Source organism: Burkholderia sp. MSh2, assembly GCF_000731655.1.
GTDB lineage: Bacteria > Pseudomonadota > Gammaproteobacteria > Burkholderiales > Burkholderiaceae > Burkholderia > Burkholderia paludis.
In genome coordinates this window covers 28,951-53,160 of sequence record NZ_JPGM01000034.1, presented here as the reverse complement: position 1 = coordinate 53,160, position 24,210 = coordinate 28,951, and the positions used below count along the sequence as shown (strand labels likewise).

The following is a 24,210-nucleotide window of genomic DNA, read 5'->3' as shown; positions in this document are numbered from 1 at the left end:
AAGGGGAGAACACCATGCGGGAATCGCTCTATACGCCGCTCGTATCGCTGGTCGTGCCGTTCTACAACGAAGGCGAGGCCGTCGAACGCTTCTTCGACGTCGTGCTGCCGTTGCTGACGGCCATCGACGGCGTGCGCTTCGAGATCGTCTGCGTGAACGACGGCAGCCGCGACGACACGCTCGAGCGCCTGATCCGGATCGGCCTGCGCGAGCGGCGCGTGCGCGTGATCGATCTCACCCGCAACTTCGGCAAGGAGGCCGCGCTGACGGCCGGCCTCGACGAAGCCGCCGGCGACGCGGTGATTCCGCTCGACGCCGACCTGCAGGACCCGCCGAGCCTGATTCCCGTGATGATCGAGCACTGGCGCAACGGCGCGGAAGTGGTCGCCGCGAAGCGCAGCAGCCGCGCGTGCGATTCGTTCGCGAAGCGCACCGCGGCCGCGATCTACTACCGCGTGCACAACATGCTGTCGGACGTGAAGCTGCCGGAGAACGTCGGCGACTTCCGGCTGATGGACCGCAAGGTCGTGAATGCGCTGCGCAGCCTGCCCGAGCGCCATCGCTTCATGAAGGGGCTGTTCGCGTGGGTCGGCTACCGCACCGTGATCGTCGAATACCAGCGCGACGCGCGCAGCGCCGGACAGTCGAAGTTCTCGGGATGGAAACTGTGGAATTTCGCGCTGGAAGGCATCACCAGCTTCAGCACCGTGCCGCTGCGCAGCTGGACCTACATCGGCGTCGGCATCGCCGCGCTCGCGTTCCTGTACGGCACTTTCATCATTTTCCGCACGCTGCTGTTCGGCAACCCGGTGCTCGGCTACGCGTCGCTGATCTCGGTCACGCTGTTCATCGGCGGCATCGAACTGATCGGGATCGGCGTCGTCGGCGAGTACATCGGGCGGATCTACGACGAGTCGAAGCAGCGGCCCGTCTACCTGATCCGCCGCCGCTACCAGACGCACGGCAAGGTGATCGAACTCCCGGTCGCGCGCGATGCGCGCCGCCAGATCGCCCGCCGCCGCACGCAGCCGGCCCGTGCGCGGCTCGGTGCACGCTGACGCGCGCGGGCCCGCCATGCTCGCGCGGCTGATTGCCGAGCGCACGCGGCTCGTGCGCTTCGGCATGTCGGGGCTCGGCTCGACCGCGATCCACGCGCTGGTCGCCGCGTCGATGTTCGCGCTGTTCGATGCGACGCGGGTGACGGCGAACGCGATCGCGTTCCTGTGCGCGACGGCGTTCTCGTATCTCGCGAATACGCTGTGGAGCTTCTCGTCGACCGTGTGCACGCGCAGCGTCGCACGCTTTCTCGCGGTCGCGCTCGCCGGCTTCGCCGAGACGATGCTGCTCGCGCACGCCACCGCGACGCTCGGCGTGTCGCGCGGGATGAGCATCGTCGCGATCGCGCTGCTGATTCCGCCCACGACGTTCGTGCTGCACCGGCTCTGGACATACCGGTAGCCGCGCGGCCCCTGCGCGCCGCGGCCGAAACCCATCGGCCGATCAATTAACAGATTCAATTACACAATATTATCGAAACGCATCAACTGGATTGATTCCGATTTTAAAATTACCGTCTGAAATAGTATTAAACACCCTGTTTACTTTTACAGCTTCCATAATTAACCGAACGGGATAATCTGCATTCGCCATCGCGCCGGGATGTGCCAGGATCGGCACAGAGCCTTGCAGCACAAGGCGATGGCGGCCGCACGAAGAAATTCGCGCAACAATAAGTCCCATTCCTTCAAACGGGAGCTTCTATGTCACGCGTTACCGATGTGCTCGTCTCTTTCGATACCGAAACCATTCTCAAAAAATATCCGAATCCCAGCAAGAATCCGAATAGTCCGACGCTGATCGACTGGAAGCACGTGTACATGGTCACCAACCAGGACAACGTCGTGTCCGGTCAGGCCGGTGGCGAACTGGACCTGAAGGCGCAGGTCGGCGACCTGATCCGCTGGCGTGAAACGAGCCTGTCGCTGGGCTTCGAGAACCAGGTGGTGTTCTACAAGTTCATCGGCAACGTCGGCAACGAGCTGATCTCGACGCCGACGCCGCGCGTCGCGGAAGCATCGATCCCGGTGCCGAACACCAGCAAGCCCGAGGTGCCGACCTGCCAGAAGGTTTCGAACTACTACTGGTCGTCGGAATGCCTGAAGGTCGGCCGCGTGACCTACCACTTCCAGTTCCAGATCATCGACCGCAATTGCCAGAGCCAGGGCTGCTTCTCCTGGGATCCGTTCATCTCGATCCATAACTGATCGCGGCAGGCGGGCGGCCGCGCGGCGGCTGCCCGCGTCATTCACTTGTTGCGGAGGAAGCGCTCATGCCTGGTGTTCGTTGCGATGTGCTCGTGATCGTCGACGCCGTCACGCTGCTGTCGGCCTACCCTGAAGCGAGCAAGGACCCCACCGCGCCGACCGCGATCGACGGCCGGCACCTCTATGTGGTGAGCCCCGGCGACGCCGCGCAGCTCGGCCACAACGACAGCCGGCTGTTTGCCGGCCTCGCGCCGGGCGACCAGTTGCGCCTGCGCGAGACCGCGCTGGCGCTGCGCGCCGAGGTCAGCGTGCTGTTCGTCCGGTTCACGCTGAAGGAGGCGGGCATCGTCGCGCCGATCGAACCCGAAGTGCGCGATGCGGCCGCGCCGGTGCCGGAGACCGACGACCTGCTGCACCCGCCGTGCCGGCCGATGAAGGATCACTACTGGCGCAGCGACGTCCTGGCCGCCGGCACCACCGCGTGTACGGCCGATTTCGCGTTGCTCGACCGGGACGGCACGGTCTCGGGCTATTTCCGCTGGGAGACGACGATCGAGATCGCGGGCGGCCAGCCGGACACGAAGCAGCCGGGATTCAAGCCCTCGTCGGATCGCAACGGCAACTTCACGCTGCCGCCGGATACCGCGTTCAAGGCGATCTTCTACGCGAACGCCGCCGACCGCCAGGAGTTGAAACTCTTCATCGACGATGCGCCGGAACCGGCCGCGTCGTTCACCGGCAACAGCGAGGACGGCGTCCGGATGTTCACGCTGAACTCGAAAGGCGGCAAGATCCGGATCGACGCATCGGCCAACGGCAAGCGATCCGCGACCGATGCGCGCCTCGCGCCGCTGTCCGCCGGCGACACCGTCTGGCTCGGCTGGCTCGGCTCCGAGGATGGCGCCGACAGCGACTTCAACGACGGCATCGTGATTCTGCAGTGGCCGATCACCTGAGCATCGCGGCGTGCGGCGCTCAGGTACGCGGCAGCCCCGGCGGATTCGTCTGTGACCGGTCGATCGCTTCGGCGTCGAGGCGCCAGCGGTCGAGCACTTTCCGGTAGCTGCCGTTCGCGATCAGCGCATTGATCGCGACCGTCAGCGGATCCGCCAGGCCGCTGCCCTTGCGCGTCGTGATCGCGATGTCCGCGGTGCGCGGCCAGCCGCCGCTGACGGTGCCGATCAGCTTCGCGTCGCCGCGCAGCGATGCCTGGTATGCGAGCATCGAGTTCACGCTGAAGATCGTATCCACGCGCCCCGACTGCAGCGCGACCCAGCGCTCCGCCGCATCGGCGTAGTACTGGATCTCGACCGGCGCGAGGCCGCGTGCGACGTTCTGCCGGTTCCATTCGAGCAGGACCTTCTCCTGGTTCGTGCCCGAATCGGTCACGACGCGCAGCCCGGCGACGTCCTTCGGCTCGCGGATCGCGGCGAGCCGGCTGTTCTGCTTCACGTAGAAGCCGAGCTGATCCTTCCGGTAGGTCGAGAAGTCGAATTTCTCCTTGCGCTGCTCCGTCACCGTCACGTTCGAGATCACCGCGTCGACCTTGCCGGATTGCAGCGCGAGCGGCCAGTCGGCCCACGCAAGCGGCACGATCGTCAGCTTGCGGCCAACGCTGTCCGCGATCAGCTGCGCGAGATCGGGATCGAAGCCGACCACCGTGCGCGCGTCGGTCGCATAGGTGCTGAGCGGCGGCAGGTTCGGCGCGATGCCGACCGTCAGCGTGTTCGCCTCGGCGAACCGGAAGCCGGCCGGCCACGCCTGCACGACCGCCGGGTCCGGGGTGCCGCGCGGCCGGCCCGACTGCTCGGGGCTCAGGTCGAACGCCGCGGCGTGCACGGCGGCGGCGCCGCCGATCAGGGCCACCGCCAGAAAACGAGCGGCGCGCGCGACGGGGAATGCGGTTCTTCTCATCGTGTGTGGATTCCTTCCTGTTTGACGATGCGAGGGGCAGATGCGGGCGAAGCCGGCGCGAACGCACGCCCCGCCGCCTGCCCCGCGTTGCCGGCCCGCTTACGCGGGCGTCGCTTCGAGCTCCGCCGCGGCGGCCGCACGGTGCGTCGCCGGCTGCGCGACCGGCGACGGGCGGCCCGCAGGCGACGCGTCGCCCGCATACAGCGCCTTCGGATCGAACACGCGCGCCTGCAGCGGCGTGAACGCACGGAAATTCCACAGGCTGCGCGCGACGAACACGCGCTGCACCCAGCGCAACGCACGGTCGTTCTCGTCGTACTGCGGCTCGAAGCGGTCGCGCGAATGCAGCGTGAAATGATTGTTGATCAGCACCAGCTTGCCCGGCTGCACCTGGACGCCGAACGACACCTCGCGCACCGCGCGATACAGGTTGGCCAGCGCTTCCTGCGCACGCGTATTGACCGCCAGCACCATGTCCGGATAGAACGCGACCGTCACGCGCGGCGCATCGATCGGCCCCGACAGCACGGCGCTCAGGTCGGTGTTGTCGCGCGGCGTCGGCGCCGCGCCGCGCCACCGGTACGGCACGCGGATGATGTAGTGCTCGCCGTAGAGCTGCGCGATATCGTCCGCCGACAGCAACTGCAGCGCGCGGCGCGCATCGGCGAGGCGCGTATACGGGCCGCCGCCGGCCTCGCTGCGCACGCCGAGCAGCAGCAGCGCGAACGGCGACGTGTCGCCCTCCGGCATGTGCGCCTGCGCGGCGTTCTCGATATGGAAGTCGAGTTCGACCTCGGAGCCGAGCCCCGTGTATTCGCGCGCGGTTGCCTTGTGCGGCGTGAGGTTGTTCACCAGTTCGCGGCCTTCGTGCGCGATCGAATACGGTTCGCCGGCCAGCGTGCTCAATGCGACGAGCACGTTCTCGCTCAACACGCCGGCCTTGAACGAGCGGCCGGTTTCCTCGAACCTCGGGCTGCCCTTCACGTCGTCGTCGATCGGCAGGTTGTCGATCTCGATCGAGCCGTGCGCGTCGGCGGTCGGCGCTTTCGCGCGGTCGAACGCATCGACGATCCGGTCGGGAAACGCGTTGTACGCGAGCTTGCGCACCGCGCTGATGTAGCCCGCGCCGCCGGCCGGATCGTAGGCCAGCGCGCCGAGCGTCTTGCGGATGTGGCCGGACTCCGTTGCCGTCAAGGCGATGCGTTCGTCTGCGAGATAGGTCATAGGTCTCTCGTATAAAGATCGTGGATCGAAGGGCGGTAGCGCACCACCGCCGCGCGTTGCCGTCCTCGGTGCGCAGCGCTCGACAAGACTAGGAGACCGTCATTCCATTTCGAAATGATATTAATTCGATTGCTAACAAAAATTTTGGATATATGTTCAGCAATGCGGGCACCCTCGCCCCGAACCTGGCGCCCCCTCCTTTAACACGATCAGTTGTTAAAAAATCGCTGGTTATTATTTGTATTCGTTAGCAGGTCGATGCTAGTTTTCTGTCGGATTCGACGATGCGACCGGCGCCCGAGCGGCGGCCGGCGCCCTCCATCCGCCCTACGGAAACCTGCCCGATGACCCGATTCCGCCTGCCGCCCCCGTCGTTCGGAAACGCCCCGCCCTTGCCCGCGCGCCGCACCGCAAACCGCGCGGCACGGAGGCCGCAATGAGCGAACACGCCTCGACGCTCGACGTCGCGCCGAGCGCCGCCGCGCCGCCGCATCGCACGTCGCTGCGCGCTATTTTCCCGACCGTCGCGGCCGCGAGCCTCGGCTTCGCGATCGTCCAGCTCGACGTGACCGTCGTCAACGTCGCGCTTCCGAGCCTCGCGCATTCGTTCGGTTCGAGCGTCCACGGGCTGCAGTGGATCGTCGACGCCTACACGCTGTCGTTCGCCGCGCTGCTGCTGACCTCCGGCACGCTGGCCGACCGCTTCGGCAGCCGCCGGCTGTTCGCCTGCGGCCTCGCGCTGTTCCTGCTCGCGTCGCTCGGCTGCGCGCTCGCGCCGTCGCTGGCCGCGCTGATCGCCGCGCGGGTCGCGCAGGGCGTCGGCGCCGCGCTGATCCTGCCCACCTCGCTCGCGCTCATCACGCATGCGTGCGCGAACGACGCCGCCGCGCGCGTGAGGGCCGTCGCATGGTGGAGCGCGACGGGCGGGGCGATCAGCGCGGCCGGGCCGACGCTCGGCGGCCTGCTGATCGATTCGCTCGGCTGGCGCGCGATCTTCTTCATCAACCTGCCGGTCTGCGTAGCCGGGCTGTGGCTCACGCTGCGACACGTGCGGGATTCGGCCGCCGCGCGCACGCGGCTGTTCGACCCGGCCGGCCAGATCGTCGCGGTGCTCGTGCTCGGGTTGCTGACGGGCGGCATCATCCGGGCCGGCGCGCAGGGTATCGGCGATCCGTATGCGGCCGGCGCGCTGGCCGCGTCGGTCGTGCTCGGCGCGCTGTTCGTCGCGATCGAGCGGCGCGTGGCCGCGCCGATGCTGCAGCTCGCGTTCTTCCGGGTCCCGCGCGTGCCGGGCGTGCTAGCGATCGGCGCGATCACGAATGCCGCGTTCTACGGGCTGATCTTCTCGCTCAGCCTCTATTTCCAGAACGCGCGCGGGTTCTCGGCCACCGAGTCGGGGCTCGCGCTCGCGCCGCTGACCGTCATCATGCTCGCCAACATCGCGAGCGCGCGCCTGGCCGTCCGGTACGGCTTCCGCGCGACCGTCGTCATCGGCCTCGCCGTTTCGCTCGCGGGTTACGTGTGGCTGTGGCGAACGCTCGGCGCGCAGGCGCCCTACCTGCTGCTGGCGCCCGGGCTCGCGGCGATGGCGATCGGCGGCGGCATCGCGATTCCCGCGCTGACGTCGACGCTGCTCGGCAGCGTCGAAGCCGGCCGCTCCGCGACCGCGTCGGCCATCCTCAATACCGCGCGCCAGGTGGGCGCGGCCGTCGGCGTCGCGGCGCTCGGCGCGCTGGTCGCCGGCCAAGGCGCCGCGATCGCGGCCGGCGCCGCGCGCGCGTTCGCCGTCGCGGCCGCGCTCGTCGCCGTGTGCCTCGTGCTCGCCGCACGCTGGCCCGGCGATGCGCCGGACGCCGGCGGCACGCGCGCCTGACCCCATGCGCTCCCTTCATCCGATCCCACAGCCGAGCGAGGAATCCATGCCCCATCGCTTCATCGATACCGTCCTGATCGTCGACGGCGCATCCACCGCCGCCTATCTGGCGCCCGCGTTCCGCGCATACGGCATCCGCTGCGCGCACGTGATCAGCGACCCCGACCTGCCCGAAATCTACCGGAACCAGTTCGTGCCGTCGGACTATATCCGCGAGGTCCAGCATCGCGGCGACCTCGACGCGACGCTCGCCCAGCTGCGGGACCTGCGCATCGGCGCGGTGCTGCACGGCCTCGACGCGGCGCTCGAACTCGCCGACACGCTGGCCGAGCGGCTCGACGTGCCGTACCGCAATCCGCTCGCGACGTCGGCCGCGCGGCGCGACAAGTACGCGATGAACGAGCGCATTCGCCAGGCCGGCCTGCGCGCGCCGGTCCATTTCCACAGCACGTCGGTCGACGCGGCGCTCGACTGGGCGCGCGCTTACGGCAAGCTGCCGCTCGTGGTGAAGCCCGCACGCAGCGCGGGCGTGGCCGGCGTGAAGATCTGCCGCACGCTCGCGCAGGTCGAAGCCGCCGCGCGCGACGTGCTGGCCACCCGCTCGCTGTACAACCAGCCGAACGACGACATCGTGATCCAGAGCTATTCCGAGGGGCAGGAATACATCGTCGATTCGGTGTCGTTCGAGGGCCGTCACCGGGTAGTCAGCCTGTGGGAAGTGCACCGCGACCGCACGCATGCGCCGCGGCTCGACAAGATGCTCGTGCTGAACCATGCCGATCCGCGCTACGCGCCGCTGCTCGACTACGCGGCCGACGTGCTCGATGCGCTCGACGTGCGGTTCGGACCGACCCATCTCGAGCTGTTCGACACGGCCGACGGCCCGACGATCGTCGAGCTGAACGCGCGGCTGCACGGCAGCCTCGATCCGCGCCTGACGAGCGCGGTCAGCGGCGAGAACCACGTGTCGTCGGCCGTCGAAGCCGTGCTGCATCCGGAGCGGCTGTTCGGCGACGCCGTCGCGCCGGCGGAGTTTCGCGGCTACTGCGGCCATGTGCTGCTGCTGTCGTCCCGCAACGGCGTGCTCCGGCAGGACTTCACGTGGCAGGCGATCCAGGCGCTGCCGTCGTTCGTCGGGCTCAAGCAATGGGCCCGGGTGGGCGACACGCTGCGCGTGACCACCGACCTGCAGACGGCGCTCGGCACGGTCGGCCTGTACAGTCCGACGTTCGAGCGGCTGCTCGAGGATTGCCGGCGGATCCGCGAAATCGAGGCCGATTTCTTCGCGGACGAACGCGCGGTCGCGCCGGCCTAGCGTGCGAGCAGCGCGCCCGCCTGCCGGCCGAGCACCGCGCGCAGCGCGTCGAGTTCGGCCGTCGCGGGCGCCGCGTCGGGCGTGACGAGATAGGTGGTCACGCTGTCGAGATCGTCGAACGCGTACGCACGCAACTCCTTGCGCGCCACGTGCCCGGTCGTGATCCGCTTCGGCAGGATCGCGACGCCCATCCCGGCCGCCACGCAGCCGAGGATCGCGCCGAACGTGCCGAACGACGCCACCGACTCGATCGCGATGCCGCGCGCCTTCAGCCAGTGCTCCGCGACCGCGCGATACGGGCAGCCGTCGTGAAACGCGAGCAGCCGCACCGCGTTGCCGGCCAGCACCTGCCGGCGCGTGACCGTGGCCGCGCTCACCAGCACCATGTCTTCCGCGAACGCGGGCTCGTAGTGCAGCCCGGGCCGGACGACCGCGCGCGCGGTGAGCGCGGCGTCGATCCGGCCGCGCAGCAGCGCGTCGGCCAGATCCGGCTCGCTGGCGACCTGCACCGCGAGGCCGAGCGCAGGATCGTGCGCCTTCAGCGCGGCCGCCAGCGCCGGCAGCCGCGTGGCCGCCGTGCTTTCCATCGAGCCGAGCCGGAAGCTGCGCGCGACCGGCGTCTCGCGCACGACCTGCGTCGCTTCGTCGACGAGGCGCAGGATGCGGTCGCAATACGGAATCAGCCGGCGCCCGGCGTCGTTCAGCACGAGCCGCTTGCCATGCCGGTCGAACAGCGGCGCGTCGAGCGATTCCTCGAGCTGGCGCAGCCGCGCCGTGACGTTCGACTGCGTGCAGCCGAGCCGTTCGGCCGCGCGCAACGCGCTGCCTTCCTGCACGACCGCCCGGAAGGTTTCGAGCAGAGGTATGTTCATATCACTTTCTCTTGTTACGCGATCAGTTTATATCATTTTACTTCGCCATCCATCGGGATTAGCCTGACGGATATGCCGTGCCGGCCCGCCCTTCCGAGGAATCCGCATGCTCCCTGCCGTCTGTTCCGGCCCCGCCTCCGTTCATCGTTCCGCCGAGGTCCGCCGTTGCGCGCGCTGATCGCCGCACTGGTGCGGCGCGGCCCGACGGTGCTCGCGTGCGGCGTCGGCCTCGGGCTGCTCGCACCGCCGCTCGCGAATCTCGCGCGGCCGCTGATGCCCGTCACCGTGTTCCTGTTCGTGCTCGGCACGCTGCTGCGCGTCGAGCCCGCCGCCGTGCGCGCGGTCGCGCGGCGCCCGGCCGTGTCGCTGCTGCTGCCCGCCGCGACGATGATCGCGTGCCCGGTCGCGCTCGGCTTCGCCGCGCGGTTCGCCGGCATGCCGTACGACTGGGTCGTCGCGCTCGTGATCGCGTACTGCGCGCCGCCGTCGAGCGGCACGTCGACGATCGCGCGCATGCTGTCGCTCGACGCCAGCGTCGCGCTCGTCGCGACTCTCGCGTCGATGGTATTCGTGCCGCTCACCGCGCCGCTGCTGACGGCCTGGTTCAGTCACGACGCGGCCGTGTCGATCTCGCCCGCGAGTCTCGCGGCGCGGCTCGCGCTGCTGATCGGTAGCGCCGAAGGCGTCGCGCTGCTCGTGCGACGGTTTGCCGGCTCGCGGCTCGATCGCCACGCCACGGCGATCGACGCGGTCATCGTCGCCGCGCTGCTGGTGTTCGCGCTCGGCACGATGGCCGGCATGCAGCAATCGATCCTCGATGCGCCGCACCGCGCGCTGGGCGCGATCGCCCTCGCGTTCGCCGTCAACGCGGGCTTCCAGATCGTCGCGTACGGGCTCACGCCCGGCGACGTCCGCACGCGGCTCAACGTCGCGCTGATCGTCGCCAATCGCAACGTCGGCCTGATGTGGGCCGCGCTCGGGCTCGCCGCGACGCCCACCATGGCGCTGGTGTTCACGTGCGCGCAGTTGCCGATCTATACGCTCCCGCGCGTCGTGCAGCACCTGCTGCCGCGCCTCGAGGCGCAGCGCCTGCGCCGGCGCGCGCGTTAGCCGGCGCAGGCCGCGGCTTCGTTTCCCCGCTCTCGATCAAGGATCCAGCATGAAGCGACTCATCGTGATCGGCGCCCGCGCCACCGGCAGCAGCATCGCGCTGGTGCGCGCCGCGCTCGCGCGCCAGGCGGCCGTGACCGTCATCACCGCGCCCGGCCATCGCCTCGACGGCGTGTTTCCCGACGGCGTCGAGACGGTCAACCTCGAACCGGACGCCGACACGCTTGCCGGCTGGCTGCGCGCGCGCTTTCCGGACGCAACCCGCACGCTGCGCGTGACGACCGCGCACGACACCTATGCGCGCACCGCCGCGTGGGTCGCCGACGCGCTCGGCCTGCCCGGCCCCGATGCCCGCCGCGTCGCGCACGCGGTGTCGAAGTCGAACCAGAAGGCGCTGCTCGCCGCGCACGGGATCCCGGCCGCGCAGTTCGTCACGGGCACGCTGGCGGCGCCGGCGGCGCTCGCGGCCGCGGCCGCCGCACTGCGCTTTCCGGTCGTCGTCAAGCCGTCGGAGGGCTCCGCCAGCGACGGCGTGCGGCGCTGCGAGGATCCCGCCGAAGTACGGGCGCAACTCGATGTGCTCGCCTCCGGGGAAGCCGATGAAACGGCGCGCGCGGCCGGGCGTATCGTCGTCGAGGAATTCCTGGCCGGCAGCGAATACTGCGTCGAGTACTTCGACGGCCGTTACGTCGGCGCGATTCGCAAGCTGAAACGGCATGGCGCCGGCTTTCTCGAACGCGGCTATACGTCCGAACTCGACCTCGACGCCGGCACGCTGCGCGCGCTGATCGACGTCGGCGCGCGTGCGACCGCGGCCGCCGGGCTCGCGTGGGGGCCCGTGCACCTGGACTGCATCGTGCACGACGGCGTGCCGCACGTGATCGAACTGAATCCGCGCATTGCCGGCAGCTTCATCTGCGACATCGTGCGCGACGGCTATGGCTTCGACGTGGTCGAGGCGTTGCTCGACAAGCTCGACGATCGCCCGGTGGCGATTCCGGACCTGTTCGAGCCGCACGCGTATGCGCGCGCCGAGTTCCTCCTCGACAGCGATCCCGGCGCGTGGCGATTCGCGCAGGCCGGGACGATCCGCGACGGCGCGGTGACGCTCAGCTACGGGCCGCAAGTGCTGCCCGATCGCGAGCGACGCGCATTCCTGTATGTGCGGGTCGCACTGCCGGTCGCGCACGAGACGCACGCGCCTCTCGGCGCGTCGGCCCGCGAGGCGTCCGTCGGGCAGCAGGTCTTTACCGGCTAACCTGCTCGGTATGTGCGGGTCGCACTGCCGGCCACGCACGAGACGCCCGCGCCTCGCGGCGCGTCGGCCCGCGAGTCGTCCGTCGGGCAGCAGGTCTTTACCAGCTAACTTGCTCGTCGCGACCGGCACGCGGGCGCCGGAAGCATGCACCGCCGAGCCGGGGGCGGCAGGCGGCAGGACGAACCGCGCCGGCAGGACGCACAGACGGCGACCGTCCGCCTCCCCGCCGCGACCGCCAACCGTCGCGCCGCGCGGCTTCGTCCCGGCCCCGTTACAGACTGCGCCCGAGCAGTTGCCCCGGCCAGCCATCCACATCGAACGTCGAGATCCGCTCGTACCCGCAGGATTCGTAGAAGCGCACGAGCGCCCCGGTCCCGCCGCCGTAGCAGTCCACGCGCAGGCGCGCCACGCCGGCGGCCCGCGCGCGGTCGTCCGCGAAGGCCAGCAGACGCCGTCCGACACCGCGCGCCCGCGCGTCGCGCGAGGCGACCAGCACTCGCACATAGATTTCCGGCTCGGTCGCGGGCGGCACGTAGGGCATCGATTCGCCCAGGATCAGCGCGCCCACGATGCGGCCGTCCCGCCCTTCGGCCACCCACGCTTCCGGCAGCGCACAGGCGTCGGTCACCAGCGCAATCCGCCGGGGCGAAGCCGACCACGGTTCGCGGCCCCATTGCCCGTCGTTGCCCACCTCGACGAACCACGCAATCACCTCATCGAAGATCCGCAGCACGGCAGGCGCATCCTGTGCGCTGGCGCGACGAATCGCCGGCTCGTCCGTTCCCGTCACCGTCACGTTCCCCTCCCTTTCGCCGGCAATGCCGACCGGCGCGCAGTTGTCAGGCCGATCCGCGGGGGACGTGCGACGCCCCTGCGCGGCCAAGCCTGCCACGGTACCGAAATTCCCCCCTGACAAGCAAGGCGCGACGGTCCGCGATTCGACGCGAGGGAGGGTCGTCGCGGAACGCCGGGCAGGCAGTGACGGACACGACGTCGATCGCCCCCGCAAGCCCGGGCGTTGCCGGCCGCCGTCGATGCGCCCGGCAGACTCACCGGGGCACAAACCGTCCAGCGACGCGGCACCGGCGCCCCTCCTTCCGCATGCCTCGCGACGATGATCGGCGCGCCGCCCGTTCCTGACGGGCGACAGACTGGCCTCCACACGAACGCCGTCTTGCGCGGCAAGCCTATACAATCGACGCGACGCCTGGATCGCACGAGACGTCGGCCGCCCACTCCTGCCCGCCACCATGAACGCACCTGCTGACCGTCACTCCTCCGCCCCGTCGGTTCTCGGCGTCTATCGGCAACCGGCCGAGCCGTCCGCCGGACAATGGGTCGTGAGCCGCTCCGAACGCGCGCACATGTACCGCATCCAGCATCACCGGCCCGACGGCAGCACGTCGGTCGATACGGTCGTCGACGCGGACAACCTCGACGCGAAGCTGCACAAGTGGCTCCAGGAAGGCTTCGTCCGGCGCGAAGCGGGCGAGCGCGCGACGCCCGCCCATCGCGGCCGCTTCATGCAGGAGCTGCGCCGCGCGCACGCGTCGCGGCCGCCCGCGGCCGTCGGCACGGCGCCCGTCGTGCAGGTGGGCGACGTGCCGATGCCGCGCGGCCCCGGCGGGCCGCTGGTGCCGCCGCCGAACCCGGCCTATCTGTTCACCGCGCGCGCGACCAACGTGCTGGAGGACATCGTCGAGAACCGGCGCATCCTGCTGATCGGCCATACCGGCACCGGCAAGACGAGCCTCATCGAGCAGGCCGCCGCGCTGGCGGGCCACGGCGTGCTGCGCTCGAACATGAACGGGCAGACGACGATTGGCGATTTCGTCGGCTTCTGGACCGTCAAGGGCGGCGAAACGATCTGGGTCGACGGCGTGCTGCCGACCGCGATGCGCGAGGGGCTGTGGCTCATCGTCGACGAGATCGACTTCGCGGAGCCGGCGATCCTCGCGGTGCTGACCGCCGTGCTCGAACCGGCCGGCCGCCTGCTGCTGAAGGAGAAAGGCAACGAGATCGTCGTCCCGCATCCGTCGTTCCGGCTGTTCGCGACCGCCAATGCCGTCGGCGCGATGGGGCAGTTCCGCCACCTGTACCAGGGCGCCAACGTGATGAACGAGGCGTTCCTCGACCGCTGGCGCGTGTACCGCCTCGACTACCTGCCGCCGCCCGACGAGGCGCGCGTGCTGCAGCGCACCTTCGGCGCGGCGATGACCGCGACGATGGCCGACACGCTCGCGGCGATCGCCGCCGACTGCCGCGCCGCGTTCGTGCGCGAGGATCTCGCCAGCGCGTTCTCCACGCGGCGCCTCATCGACTGGGCCGAGCTGATGCTGCGCACCGGCGACCCCGAATCGGCCGCCGGCCCGACGATCTATGCGAAGGTCGGCGCGGAGGACGCCGAGCTGATCCGCAGCATCATTCGCCACCACATCGACGTCGAGGCGTGATGCGATGGACCGGGACGACGACGCACGCGCGCTCCACCTGACCCGGCTGGCCCGCACGCTCGCGCAACGGCACGGTCTCGAGGTGCGGTTCGCGGCCCACGGCCCGGCGGCCGCGCAGCGCGACGTCCTGGTGCTGCCCGACGCGCTGCTCGCCGGCACGGTCGACGACGACGCGCTCACCGGCCTCGTCGACCTCCACGCGGCCCGCGTGCGTTTCGGCGCGCCCGACGACATCGCCGCGCTGACCTCGCCCGTCGTGCGGGACCTCGCGCAGACGATCGACGACCGGCGCGCGGCCGGCCGCCTCGTCGCGATCTATCCCGGCGCGAAGACGTTCCTCGCGCGCATGCGGGCGGCCTCGGCCGCCGACACGCTCCGCCGATGGCCGCGCATGGCGTGGCGCGACCGGCTGCTGTCGCGCATCGGGCGCACGCTGTGGGACGAACCGCCGTCCCCGGTCGAGCGCGTTCCGTCGCTCGACGCCACGCTGTCCGCGCTGGACGACCTCGTCGCCGCCGCACGCGCCGCCGCATCGACGGCCGACAGCATCCGCGCCGCGTACCGGATCGTCGAACGCGTGCGCGCGCTGGCGTCGGCCGGCGCGAACAACATGATGTTCACGGCCGACCCGGGCGACACGATCGACAGCGACGCCGTCGCCGCGACGTTCGACGCCGATGGCCAGGGCGCGCCGGACGACGCTCGCGCGCCGGCCACGAGCGAATCCGGCGGCGGTGCGATCGCCGACACGCAATCGTCGGCCGCGTCGCCCACGCCGGGCGACGCGGCGCCCGGCGCGATCCGGCTCTCCGCCGACAAGCGGCCGCTGATGTCGGTCCCGCTGACCACCGCGTTCGACACGGTGACCGACTTCACCGGCAGCGGCGAGCCGGCACGCTGGCGCCGGCTGCGCAGCGCGGCCCGCGCGCAGACGGAGCCGCTCAAGCAGCGGCTCGAGCGCGCGTTGAAAGTGGACGAGCAGACGCGCTGGAAGCGCGAACAGGAACGCGGCGAACTCGACCGGGCCTCGCTCGCCCGCCTCGTCACGTCGCCCGGCTACCGCACGCCGTTTCGCGTCACGCGCGCGGCGCCCGGGCGCGACGCGGCCGTCAGCCTGCTGATCGATTGCAGCGGGTCGATGGCAGGCAGGAAGATCGAGCTCGCGACACTCTGCGCGGCGGCGCTGTGCGATGCGCTGACCGGGCTCGGCTTCGCGTGCGAAGTGCTCGGCTACAGCGCCGTCGAGGATCCCGCGATGCGCGCGCACTACCAGCGCTGGATCGACGACGGCCGCGACACGTTCGGCTACAACCGGTTCGTCGAGCGGCTCGACCTGCGCGTCTACAAGCGATTCGATTCCGACAACCCGAGCGGCCTCGCCTGCATCGAATGCGGCCACGAAAACCCCGACGGCGAGGCGCTGGGCTGGGCCGCCGAGCGCTTGCTGTCGAGGCGCGCGCGGCGGCGGATCCTGATGGTGCTGTCGGACGGCTACCCGGCCACCGGCGACGGCCATCCGGAAATCCTGCGCACGGACCTGCGCGCCCGCGTCGAGGCGCTGCGCGAGCAGCGCGTCGAGCTGATCGGCGTCGGGATTCTCGACGATGCGGTCGAGGCGTTCTATCCGGTCAGCAGCGTGGTCGAGCGTCTCGACGAGCTGCCGGGCGCGGCCTTCAGCGTACTGAGCGATACGCTGCTGGACCGTCGATAGCCGCCGCCGTTTCCGGGGCGGTCTTCGCGCCCGCGTTGCCGCCGGCGGCGCGCCGCACCGGCAGCCGGATGCAGAACGTCGTGCCGCGCCCGGGCTCGCTCGTCACGTCGATGGTGCCGCGATGGCGCTCGACGATGCCATGCGACACCGACAGTCCCAGCCCCGTCCCCTGCCCGACCGGCTTCGTCGTGAAGAACGGATCGAAGATCCGCCGCAGGACCTCGGGCGTCATGCCGACTCCGGTGTCGCTGATCGCGATCGACACCTGATCGCCGTCGCCCGACGTGCGGATCGTGATCGTGCCGCGCCCGGGAATCGCCTGCGCCGCGTTGACCAGCAGGTTCATGAACACCTGGTTCAACTGCGACGGCAGACATTCGACCGGCGGCACGTCGCCGTAGTCGCGCACGATGTCGGCCTTGTACTTCAGCTCGTTGTGGACGACGTTCAGCGTGCTCTCCAGGCCCGCGCGCAGGTCGACCACGCTCCACTCGTCGCTGGACGGCCGCGAGAAATCGAGCAGGTCCTGCACGATGCGCCGCACGCGCAGCGCGCCGTCGATCGATTCGTCGATCAGCGTCGCGATCTCGCCGCGCACGTAGGCCAGATCGGCGGCTCGGCCCGCCGCCGCCAGCGTCTCGCGGGCGGCGGGGTCGAGCTGCGGCAGTGCGGCTTCATGCGCGGCGACCACCTCGAGCAGGTCGTGCACCCACGTCTTCAGCGTATGGAGGTTCGCACTGACGAAGCCGATCGGATTGTTGATCTCGTGCGCGACGCCGGCCGCGAGCTGACCGATCGACGCGAGCTTTTCCGACTGCAGCAACTGCTCGTGGGTGTCCTCGAGCGCATGCAGCAGGCGCCGCTGTTCCTCCCTCTCCCGTTCGAGCCGCGCCTGCGCGGCCTTGCGCTCGTCGATCTCGGTCGTCATGATCTCGCGCGTGCGCTGCAGCGTCGCCGTGGTCTGCTCGTAGCGCTGCAGCGCGCGTTCGAGTTCGTCGGTCCGCAGCCGCACCAGCCGCTCGAGCGTATCGGTCATCCCGCGCAGGAAGGTGGTGCGCGCATCGAAGCGGCTCAGCAGCAGCGTGACGACCAGCGTCGCCGTCGTGAACAGCGCGACGGTCGTCGCGAGCCACGGCGCGTCGACGCCGTTCGCGGCCCCGCAGCGGGCGTCCGGCGCGAAATGCGCGGCCGCCATCGCCGTGTAGTGCATGCCGGCGATGGCCGCGCCCATGACCATCGCCGCGCCGGTGCGCTGCACGGTCGCATGGCGCGCCTGCTGCACGCGCAGCGCCTGCGCGATCCACAACGCGGCGGTCGCGGCGCTCACCGCAATGCCGATCGATGCGGCGCACAGCACCGCGTCGTAGCGAATCCCGGGCTGCATGCGCAGCGCGGCCATGCCCGTGTAGTGCATGCCGGCGATTCCGCCGCCCAGCAGCGCGCCGCCGGCCCACAAGCGGCGCCAGCCCGGCCGCCCGCGCGTGACGACTTTCAGCGCGACATACGACACGAGCACCGCGATCGCCAGCGACGCCCCGGTATCCGGCAACGCGTAGCCGAGCGGCACCGGCAGCGCAAACGCGAGCATGCCGACGAAATGCATCGACCAGATCCCGGTTCCCATCGCCACCGCGCCGCCGGCGAGCCACGCGCGCTTGAGCTTCGGCTTGTCGAGCAGCGCGATGAACGCGGCCAGATCGAGGGTCGTGTAGGAGGCCAGCGTCGCGATCGCGAGCGACAGCAGGACGAGCGGGAGGTGATAGGAGCCTTGCATGGTCGAGCGCCCGGTTCGAGGTGAGTGCGTCGCCGCGGCCGGCGTCACGCGGACGGCTCGTCCCCGTTCGGCGCCTGCGTCGTCGCCCCCTTGCCCGCCAGTACGAGGATGTCGAACGGCGTCCCCTCGCGCGTCTCGAAGCGCCGCACGAGTTCGATCTGGTGTGCCGACATCACGCTGCCCTTCGTCATCAGCAGCACGCCGCGATGCGTGCGCAGATCGTCGGCGAGCTGCATCCCGTCGCGCAGTTGCGCCGACTTGATCGACGCCACGGACGCCGCGATGCCGAGGCTCGCCGGATCCCGCATCAGCTCGCCCAGCCGGTCGACGATCCGTGGGTCGTAGCGCAGGCCGGCCTGCGAGCGCATCGCGTCGAGCGCCTGCTCGACCGAATGCGGCGCGCCGATGTCGCCCTTGCGCAGCCCTTCGAAATCGCGCACGACCGCCACGATCCGCGAGCCGAACGGGATCGAATCGCCCGCCAGCCCGTCCGGCGTGCCGCGCCCGTTGAATCGTTCGTACTGGTGCAGCACGATCGACGCGACCCGGTGCAGTTGCGCGACCGGCATCAGCACCATTTGCGCGCGCAGCGGATGCTGCTGGAACAGCCCGTGTTCTTCCGCCGTCATCCGCCCGGGCGGCTTGCGCAGCAATTCGTCCGGCAACGACAACTTGCCGATGCCGTGCAGCAGCCCCGCGAAATAGACGTCCTGCGCGTGCAGCTCGCCCAGCTCCAGCGACAGCGCGAGCCGGCGCGAGATCTCGCCGACCCGCATCGCGTACCCGCCCGCGTCCCCGCAGCGCAACTCGATCATGCTCGCGCACACCTGGACCATCGCGGTAAAGCTGCTTTTCAGGTCGCGTTGCGCGGCCTCGAGGAACAGCACCGTCTGGCCGAGTTCTTCCGTGCGTGCGCGCACCTGCGCTTCGAGCGCCGTGTTGAAACGGCGCAGCGCTTCGTTCTGCGCCTCGTTCTGCGCGGCCAGCCGCGCCGCTTCGCGCCGCAAGCGCCGTTGCTCCAGCGCCTGTTCGATGGTCAGCAGCAGGTCGTGGTCGTCCCACGGCTTGTTCAGGTAGCGATAGACGCCGCCTTCGTTGACGGCCTGCACGACCGACGCGATCTCCGCATAGCCGGTCAGCAGGATGCGCATCGTGTCCGGGTAGCGCGCCCGTGCGACGGAGAGGAACTCCGCGCCGCTCATGCCCGGCATCCGCATGTCGGACACGATCAGGTCGACTTCGGTCGACGCCAGTATCTCGAGCGCGGCCTCGCCGCTTTCCGCGATCAGGATCTCGTAGCCCGCGGGCCGGAACACGCGCCGGAGCGCCGACAGCACGCTCGGCTCGTCGTCGACCAGCAGGATCGACGGCACGCCGCCCGCATCGCCGGATGTCGCTGCCGCGCCGGTCGCGTCAGGCGCTGGCGCAATCGGCCCGCTCGTTGCGGATATCGTCATGATTGGCCTCGGGTCATGAAATCTGGACTCTCCCTGCAACATCGGCCGGCGCCGCGCATTCCGTATCCGGGAAAACGCTGATGCAACCGTCCGGTGCGGCGGTGCGCCGGATGCGGCAACGCGCGAACTACGCCGTTGCCGGCCCCGGTTCGCGCACGTAGTAGATGTCCCATTCCGCCTCGTCGGTCTGCACGAAGCCGTGGCGTGCGTAGAAGCGGTTCGAGTCGCTGCCGCGCAGCGCGCCGACGCGAACGGGCACGCGCCGCGCGTCGGCCTGCGCCAGGACGTTGCGCAGCACGGCCGCGCCGATGCCCTTGCCCTGATGCGCGGGCACGATGTACAGGTGATCGAGCAGCCAGTGGTCGTCCTTCGGACGGACCACGAAGAAGCCCGCGCGCACGCCGTCGGCTTCGATGAAGCGGCACAGCGCCGGGTCGAACGACGCGAGAAAGCGCTCGCGCGCCCGTTGCGGATCGAAGCGGCCGATGCGCTCGAGGCTGTCGCGCATCGCCGCGATGCGGATCGCCACCAGCGTGTCGGCGTCGGATGGCGTGGCAAGAGGGAAGGTCAGGTTCATGGGCAGGTCGCGCTGGGGCGGAGAAACGTCCGGCACCGCCGCGCGGGCATCGCAGGCCTCGCGCGGCGCGAGCCGGCGGCGGAACGGACGGCGCCCGTCAGGGCGTCTCGATGCCTTCCGCCCGGGTGGCGAGGAATCGCAGGTACTTGCCGTCCTCGTCCTCGAACAATTCCGGCCCGCCGCCCATGTAGGCGCGCATCAGCTCGTCGGCCGCGCGGTCGAGATCGCCCAGTTCGAACCGGCACTGACCGAGCCTCAGGTGCAGGAACGGATTGCCGATCGCGTTCGGAAAATGCATCGAATCGCTCAACGCGTCGCGGCCGGCCGCGTAGTCCGCCTGATGGAAATTCACGTCGCCGATGGCGGCCATCAGCCAGGTACCGGCTTCCCATTGCGTCCGGGGTTCGGGCAGCAGGTCGAAGCCTTCCCGGAATTTCGCCAGCGCGCCGTCATAGTCCCCGTCTTCCATCAGTGCGTCGCCCGCGTCGCTCAGCGCGCCGATCCGTTCGTACAGCGCGTTGTCCAGTTCTGCCATGTCGAGTTCCTGTTCCGGAGTGGAGTGAAGGCCGGCCTGTGCGGCCGATGGTTGTGTCGTGTCGTGTTCGTTGCGTTGCGATCGCCGCGTCGCGCGCGGCGCGGCACGCCGTTGCGCCGGCGTGCTTGCGTTCCAGCATACCCGAGCGCGATGACCCGCGCGTTTCGACTTTCGGCCAACCGGCCCGGCCGCCGGCGGACGACCGATCGTCGCGACCGCGACGTCGGCGCAGTTGCCTGTCGCACCGGACTCGGCACGGCGCGCTGCACCGGCGCATTCCGGGAACTACCCTGAACGCCCTGAACGCCCGCCGGCACGACCGATGCGGCACCTCCACGCACCCGCTTTCCGGCGACACCGCACGATGCAATCGACCGCCGCCGCCCCGGTCGTGCGCGCGACCACGCACCGTCAGCCGACGACCGCGGCGGTTGTGACGCGGCGATCGGCGTGGCAGGATGCCTGTTCGTCTGACGGTTACCGGGAGCCGGAAACGATGTTGTCTTGCCGACTGAGGTGGTACGCAATCGCGACCTCGAACCTGCTGCGCAGGCACTGGCAGGCGTTGCTGCTGCTGGCGGCGCTGCTGCTGCCGGCGATGCCGGTGTTCTCGCAGACGCGGATTCTGGGCGCCCCGGTACTCGCGGCACTGGCGCCGTCGCACGACATCGAATGGCGCTTCGCATGGGTGATCCTGCTCGAGGCGGTGGGCATCCTGTGGGTCCTGGCGCAGCGCACCGCCATCACCGGCGGCCCGTTCGCCGCCTTCCTCGCGTCCCTGCCGGTGCCCGACGGCCGCCGTCGCGCCGTCGACGCCGTCGTCGTGATCGTCGCGAGCACGCCGCTGCTGCTGCCGGTGGCGGCCGCCGCCGTTGCGCTCGCGTTTCTGCCCCAGAAGGCCGTCAACTATCTGTTCGTTCTCGGCCTGTTCCTGAGCACGCTGGGGTGGCAGTTGACGGCGCTGTCGCGCCATGCGCGCAACGCCGTCGCGCTGATCGTCGCCAACGTGATGCTGGTCGGCGGCTTTCACGCCGACGGCGCGTTGCGCCTGGTGCTGCTGACCATGGCGTCGTTGCTCGCGGCATTCGCGATCATCCATACCGCCCGGCGCTCGGCCACGCGGTCGGGTGCGTTCTCGCGCCGCGTCACCGCTTCCGTCCGGCCGCGGATGCGAAACGCGCTTTCGCCGATGGCCCGCCTGCAGATCGGCATCGTGCGGGACCGTGCCGCGAGCACGCTCGGACACTGCCTGATGATGGGCGCGGTCGCGGCGGCCACGTGCTTCCTGCTCGTCCTCTGGGATTTCGACAGGCGCGCCGTTCCGCTGACGCTGATCGCGCAGGCCGTCGTGGCCCTGATCGCGGCGACGACCTACCGCGACTTGCGGGCGGCGCACGAGCGGGCCGCCCACTTCATGCGCTCGCTGCCGCTATCGGCCTTCGCGAAGCGTCGGGCCGACTGGCTGACCGTGGCCGCGCTCGCGCTGCCGTTCGCCGCCGTCGCGCCGCTGGTGCTGGTGGCGCACGGCGTGCTGTCCTGGGCGATGGCGGCGGCGCTCGTGGGTTCGGCCGCGCCGCTCCTCGCATTGCACTACTTGCCGCAACGTTATGCGTCGCGGCAATCCGTGTTGCTTGGCATACTGTTGACCGTGACCTGGGTCACGCTCACCTGGCCAATCTTCGTCTGATCAACCGCTCCATGCTCCGCTTCGACAATCTCGGCAAGCGCTACGACAAGCGCATCATCTTCAACGGGCTCAACTACACCTCCGGCGCCGGATGCGTGGCGCTGTGCGACGAAAACGGCAGCGGCAAGTCGACGTTGCTCGGCATTCTCGCCGGCGCGATCGAGGCAGACGAAGGCGAGGTATGGCTCGGCGGCCATTCGCTGCGGACCGCGCCGCTCGACGCGAAATCCGTGCTGGCGTACGTGCCGGACGATTGCCTCGCGTATCCGTTCCAGACGGGGCGGGCGTTTCTCGACCTGGTGGCGACCGCCAAGAAGACCGTCGTCGATTCCCGCGTGCTCGAGCTGGCCGACCGCTTCGGGCTGGCTCCGCACCTGGACAAGCGTTTCGAGCAGATGTCGCTCGGCACGCGCAAGAAGCTGTTCCTGACGGCGACGACGCTCGGCGCGCCCGCCGTCGTGATCGCCGACGAACCGGGCAACGGGCTCGATGCCGCCGCGCGCGCCGTTCTCGTCGACCTGTTCAAGACCCTGGCCGCCGACCGCGCGGTCTTTTTCTCGAGCCACGACCTGGCGCTCGCGCGGGCCTGCGACGCGACGATCACGAACTTCGCCGGGCTCGGCATGCGCGGATAGGCGGCGCCGCTGCCTGCGGCAAAGCAGAAGGCATGCGACACGGCCGTGCCGCATGCAGGCGCAAGGACGATCCGACCGGCCGGCGGCCACGCGCCGCCGCCGGTTGTCGTTCGCCCCGCGCATGCGCGCCGCCGTCAGCCCTTCAACGCCCCGAACACCTCGTCCAGCATCTTCTTGGCGTCGCCGAACAGCATCCGGTTGTTGTCCTTGTAGAACAGCGGATTGTCGACGCCCGCGTAGCCCGAGGCCATGCTGCGCTTCATCACGATCGAGGTCTTGGCCTTCCACACTTCCAGCACCGGCATGCCGGCGATGGGGCTGGCCGGATCTTCCTGCGCCGCCGGGTTCACGATGTCGTTCGCGCCGATCACCATCGACACGTCGGCCTCGGGGAAATCGGCGTTGATCTCGTCCATCTCCATCACGATGTCGTAAGGCACCTTCGCCTCGGCCAGCAGCACGTTCATGTGGCCCGGCATGCGGCCCGCCACCGGATGGATCGCGAACCGCACGTCGACGCCCTTCTCGCGCAGCACCTTGGTCAGTTCGTGCACGGTATGCTGGGCTTGCGCCACGGCCATCCCGTACCCGGGCACGATGATCACGCTCCGGGCCTCGCGCAGCATCTCGGCCGTTTCGAGCGCGCTCACGGCCACCACTTCGCCGGCCGGTTGCGCACCGCCGCCCGCTGCCGCGGGTGCGCCGCTGCCGGTGCCGAAGCCGCCGGCAATCACGCTGATGAAGTTGCGGTTCATCGCGCGGCACATGATGTACGACAGGATCGCACCCGACGAGCCCACCAGTGCGCCGATCACGATCAGCAGGTCGTTGCCGAGCATGAAGCCGGTGGCAGCCGCCGCCCAGCCCGAGTAGCTGTTGAGCATCGACACCACGACGGGCATGTCCGCGCCGCCGATCGCCATCACCATGTGCACGCCGAACAGCAGCGACACCACCGTCATCACGACGAGCGGCGTCATGCCGTCCTGGATCGTCTCCGCATGCAGGAACGCGCGACCGTAGTAGATCACGATCAGCAGCGCGGCGAGGTTGAGCCAGTGCCGCGCCGGCAGCAGCAGCGGCTTGCCGCCGATCTTGCCGGAGAGCTTGCCGAATGCGATGACCGAGCCCGCGAAGGTCACCGCGCCGATCAGGATGCCGACGTAGATCTCCACTTCGTGGATCGCGTGCTCGGCACCCGTGAACTGAACCGACGTATCGATGTAGCTCGCGAAGCCCACCAGGCAGGCCGCCAGACCGACCAGGCTGTGCATCAGCGCAACCAGTTCGGGCATCTGCGTCATCTGCACCTTTTTCGCGGCGAACAGGCCGACGGCGCCGCCGACGACCAGTGCAGCCACGATATACGGAATGCCTTCGACCGAGACGCGCGGGCCGAGTACCGTGGCGAGCACGGCGATCAGCATGCCGATCATGCCGAGCAGGTTGCCGCGGCGCGCGGTCTCGGGGTTCGCCAGCCCGCCGAGGCTGAGGATGAAGAGGATGGCCGCGCCGATATAAGAGACGGTAGTCAGGTTGGAAGTCATCGTT

Annotated in this window: 21 protein-coding genes; 12 read left to right on the top strand and 9 right to left on the bottom strand. The window is 69.9% G+C overall.

Annotation, left to right across the window (positions count from 1 at the left end; all coding sequences use genetic code 11):
* Positions 1 to 14 precede the first annotated feature (14 nt).
* The 4 genes from GQ57_RS22090 (at position 15) to GQ57_RS39940 (ending at position 3,220) form a co-directional block, all read left to right on the top strand.
* A complete protein-coding gene (locus tag GQ57_RS22090) occupies positions 15 to 1,058 on the top strand; it encodes a glycosyltransferase family 2 protein (RefSeq protein WP_031397856.1) in 1,044 nt (347 codons plus the stop codon).
* 16 nt (positions 1,059 to 1,074) lie between these two features.
* The gene (locus tag GQ57_RS22085) at positions 1,075 to 1,458 is read left to right on the top strand and encodes a GtrA family protein (protein WP_031397857.1); all 384 of its coding nucleotides are present in this window, start codon (positions 1,075 to 1,077) and stop codon (positions 1,456 to 1,458) included.
* A gap of 302 nt (positions 1,459 to 1,760) precedes the next feature.
* Positions 1,761 to 2,264 carry an inclusion body family protein gene (locus tag GQ57_RS22080; protein WP_031397858.1) on the top strand — a complete coding sequence of 168 codons (504 nt, stop codon included), beginning with the start codon at positions 1,761 to 1,763 and terminating at the stop codon, positions 2,262 to 2,264.
* A 65-nt stretch (positions 2,265 to 2,329) separates the two neighbouring features.
* Positions 2,330 to 3,220: an AidA/PixA family protein gene (locus tag GQ57_RS39940; protein ID WP_081896738.1), complete on the top strand. Its 891-nt coding sequence runs from the start codon at positions 2,330 to 2,332 to the stop codon at positions 3,218 to 3,220.
* Positions 3,221 to 3,239: 19 nt separating this feature from the next.
* On the opposite strand, the gene GQ57_RS22065 is transcribed toward GQ57_RS39940, so the two are convergent.
* Together GQ57_RS22065 and GQ57_RS22060 are read right to left on the bottom strand one after the other, a co-directional pair.
* Entirely contained in the window at positions 3,240 to 4,178 is a 939-nt protein-coding gene (locus GQ57_RS22065; RefSeq protein WP_034199002.1) for an ABC transporter substrate-binding protein, read from the bottom strand.
* 99 nt (positions 4,179 to 4,277) lie between these two features.
* On the bottom strand, positions 4,278 to 5,402 hold the full coding sequence (locus GQ57_RS22060; protein ID WP_031397861.1) for a TauD/TfdA family dioxygenase: 1,125 nt from the start codon (positions 5,400 to 5,402) through the stop codon (positions 4,278 to 4,280).
* A gap of 436 nt (positions 5,403 to 5,838) precedes the next feature.
* Here GQ57_RS22060 and GQ57_RS22055 point away from each other — a divergent pair, with 436 nt between their 5' ends.
* Both GQ57_RS22055 and GQ57_RS22050 read left to right on the top strand, forming a co-directional pair.
* Entirely contained in the window at positions 5,839 to 7,275 is a 1,437-nt protein-coding gene (locus GQ57_RS22055; protein WP_034199001.1) for an MFS transporter, read from the top strand.
* A gap of 46 nt (positions 7,276 to 7,321) precedes the next feature.
* A complete protein-coding gene (locus tag GQ57_RS22050; RefSeq protein ID WP_031397863.1) occupies positions 7,322 to 8,590 on the top strand; it encodes an ATP-grasp domain-containing protein in 1,269 nt (422 codons plus the stop codon).
* On the opposite strand, the gene GQ57_RS22045 is transcribed toward GQ57_RS22050, so the two are convergent.
* A complete protein-coding gene (locus tag GQ57_RS22045; RefSeq protein ID WP_031397864.1) occupies positions 8,587 to 9,462 on the bottom strand; it encodes a LysR family transcriptional regulator in 876 nt (291 codons plus the stop codon). The genes GQ57_RS22050 and GQ57_RS22045 overlap by 4 nt on opposite strands.
* A 165-nt stretch (positions 9,463 to 9,627) precedes the next feature.
* Between GQ57_RS22045 and GQ57_RS22040 the strand changes: the two genes are divergently transcribed.
* Entirely contained in the window at positions 9,628 to 10,572 is a 945-nt protein-coding gene (locus tag GQ57_RS22040; protein ID WP_034199000.1) for a hypothetical protein, read from the top strand.
* Between the two features lie 49 nt (positions 10,573 to 10,621).
* Positions 10,622 to 11,830, top strand: coding sequence for an ATP-grasp domain-containing protein (locus GQ57_RS22035; RefSeq protein ID WP_052001427.1), 1,209 nt, complete (start codon positions 10,622 to 10,624; stop codon positions 11,828 to 11,830).
* 271 nt (positions 11,831 to 12,101) lie between these two features.
* Here the strand turns inward: GQ57_RS22035 and GQ57_RS22030 are convergent, their stop codons facing one another.
* A complete protein-coding gene (locus GQ57_RS22030; RefSeq protein WP_034199029.1) occupies positions 12,102 to 12,626 on the bottom strand; it encodes a GNAT family N-acetyltransferase in 525 nt (174 codons plus the stop codon).
* Between the two features lie 454 nt (positions 12,627 to 13,080).
* On the opposite strand from GQ57_RS22030, the gene GQ57_RS22025 reads away from it, so the two are divergent.
* Both GQ57_RS22025 and GQ57_RS22020 read left to right on the top strand, forming a co-directional pair.
* Positions 13,081 to 14,283, top strand: a complete 1,203-nt coding sequence (locus GQ57_RS22025) for an AAA family ATPase (RefSeq protein WP_031397868.1) — start codon at positions 13,081 to 13,083, stop codon at positions 14,281 to 14,283.
* A 4-nt stretch (positions 14,284 to 14,287) separates the two neighbouring features.
* Positions 14,288 to 15,994, top strand: coding sequence for a cobaltochelatase CobT-related protein (locus GQ57_RS22020; protein ID WP_034198999.1), 1,707 nt, complete (start codon positions 14,288 to 14,290; stop codon positions 15,992 to 15,994).
* Here the strand turns inward: GQ57_RS22020 and GQ57_RS22015 are convergent.
* From GQ57_RS22015 to GQ57_RS22000, 4 genes are all read right to left on the bottom strand, one after another.
* The gene (locus GQ57_RS22015; protein WP_052001426.1) at positions 15,957 to 17,768 is read right to left on the bottom strand and encodes a histidine kinase; all 1,812 of its coding nucleotides are present in this window, start codon (positions 17,766 to 17,768) and stop codon (positions 15,957 to 15,959) included. The two genes, GQ57_RS22020 and GQ57_RS22015, sit on opposite strands and share 38 nt — an antisense overlap.
* Positions 17,769 to 17,812: 44 nt before the next feature.
* Positions 17,813 to 19,225, bottom strand: coding sequence for an HD domain-containing phosphohydrolase (locus GQ57_RS22010; protein ID WP_034198998.1), 1,413 nt, complete (start codon positions 19,223 to 19,225; stop codon positions 17,813 to 17,815).
* A gap of 127 nt (positions 19,226 to 19,352) precedes the next feature.
* Positions 19,353 to 19,802: a GNAT family N-acetyltransferase gene (locus tag GQ57_RS22005; RefSeq protein ID WP_031397872.1), complete on the bottom strand. Its 450-nt coding sequence runs from the start codon at positions 19,800 to 19,802 to the stop codon at positions 19,353 to 19,355.
* 97 nt (positions 19,803 to 19,899) lie between these two features.
* Positions 19,900 to 20,337: a tetratricopeptide repeat protein gene (locus GQ57_RS22000; RefSeq protein ID WP_031397873.1), complete on the bottom strand. Its 438-nt coding sequence runs from the start codon at positions 20,335 to 20,337 to the stop codon at positions 19,900 to 19,902.
* 391 nt (positions 20,338 to 20,728) lie between these two features.
* On the opposite strand from GQ57_RS22000, the gene GQ57_RS21995 reads away from it, so the two are divergent.
* Together GQ57_RS21995 and GQ57_RS21990 are read left to right on the top strand one after the other, a co-directional pair.
* Positions 20,729 to 22,024, top strand: a complete 1,296-nt coding sequence (locus GQ57_RS21995) for a DUF6136 family protein (protein ID WP_152603324.1) — start codon at positions 20,729 to 20,731, stop codon at positions 22,022 to 22,024.
* A gap of 11 nt (positions 22,025 to 22,035) precedes the next feature.
* Positions 22,036 to 22,659 carry an ABC transporter ATP-binding protein gene (locus tag GQ57_RS21990; protein WP_034198996.1) on the top strand — a complete coding sequence of 208 codons (624 nt, stop codon included), beginning with the start codon at positions 22,036 to 22,038 and terminating at the stop codon, positions 22,657 to 22,659.
* Positions 22,660 to 22,793: 134 nt separating this feature from the next.
* Here the strand turns inward: GQ57_RS21990 and pntB are convergent, their stop codons facing one another.
* Positions 22,794 to 24,206 carry a Re/Si-specific NAD(P)(+) transhydrogenase subunit beta gene (pntB, locus tag GQ57_RS21985; protein ID WP_034198995.1) on the bottom strand — a complete coding sequence of 471 codons (1,413 nt, stop codon included), beginning with the start codon at positions 24,204 to 24,206 and terminating at the stop codon, positions 22,794 to 22,796.
* Between the last annotated feature and the right edge of the window lie 4 nt (positions 24,207 to 24,210).

Coding starts and splice junctions, on each gene's coding strand:
- GQ57_RS22050 (WP_031397863.1), top strand. CDS start 7,322: ATGCCCCATCGCTTCATCGATACCGTCCTGATCGTCGACGGCGCATCC.
- GQ57_RS39940 (WP_081896738.1), top strand. CDS start 2,330: ATGCCTGGTGTTCGTTGCGATGTGCTCGTGATCGTCGACGCCGTCACG.
- GQ57_RS22020 (WP_034198999.1), top strand. CDS start 14,288: ATGGACCGGGACGACGACGCACGCGCGCTCCACCTGACCCGGCTGGCC.
- GQ57_RS21990 (WP_034198996.1), top strand. CDS start 22,036: ATGCTCCGCTTCGACAATCTCGGCAAGCGCTACGACAAGCGCATCATC.
- GQ57_RS22010 (WP_034198998.1), bottom strand. CDS start 19,225: ATGACGATATCCGCAACGAGCGGGCCGATTGCGCCAGCGCCTGACGCG.
- GQ57_RS22065 (WP_034199002.1), bottom strand. CDS start 4,178: ATGAGAAGAACCGCATTCCCCGTCGCGCGCGCCGCTCGTTTTCTGGCG.
- GQ57_RS22060 (WP_031397861.1), bottom strand. CDS start 5,402: ATGACCTATCTCGCAGACGAACGCATCGCCTTGACGGCAACGGAGTCC.
- GQ57_RS22080 (WP_031397858.1), top strand. CDS start 1,761: ATGTCACGCGTTACCGATGTGCTCGTCTCTTTCGATACCGAAACCATT.
- GQ57_RS22000 (WP_031397873.1), bottom strand. CDS start 20,337: ATGGCAGAACTGGACAACGCGCTGTACGAACGGATCGGCGCGCTGAGC.
- GQ57_RS22045 (WP_031397864.1), bottom strand. CDS start 9,462: ATGAACATACCTCTGCTCGAAACCTTCCGGGCGGTCGTGCAGGAAGGC.
- pntB (WP_034198995.1), bottom strand. CDS start 24,206: ATGACTTCCAACCTGACTACCGTCTCTTATATCGGCGCGGCCATCCTC.
- GQ57_RS22085 (WP_031397857.1), top strand. CDS start 1,075: ATGCTCGCGCGGCTGATTGCCGAGCGCACGCGGCTCGTGCGCTTCGGC.
- GQ57_RS22035 (WP_052001427.1), top strand. CDS start 10,622: ATGAAGCGACTCATCGTGATCGGCGCCCGCGCCACCGGCAGCAGCATC.
- GQ57_RS22025 (WP_031397868.1), top strand. CDS start 13,081: ATGAACGCACCTGCTGACCGTCACTCCTCCGCCCCGTCGGTTCTCGGC.
- GQ57_RS22090 (WP_031397856.1), top strand. CDS start 15: ATGCGGGAATCGCTCTATACGCCGCTCGTATCGCTGGTCGTGCCGTTC.
- GQ57_RS22055 (WP_034199001.1), top strand. CDS start 5,839: ATGAGCGAACACGCCTCGACGCTCGACGTCGCGCCGAGCGCCGCCGCG.
- GQ57_RS22015 (WP_052001426.1), bottom strand. CDS start 17,768: ATGCAAGGCTCCTATCACCTCCCGCTCGTCCTGCTGTCGCTCGCGATC.
- GQ57_RS22005 (WP_031397872.1), bottom strand. CDS start 19,802: ATGAACCTGACCTTCCCTCTTGCCACGCCATCCGACGCCGACACGCTG.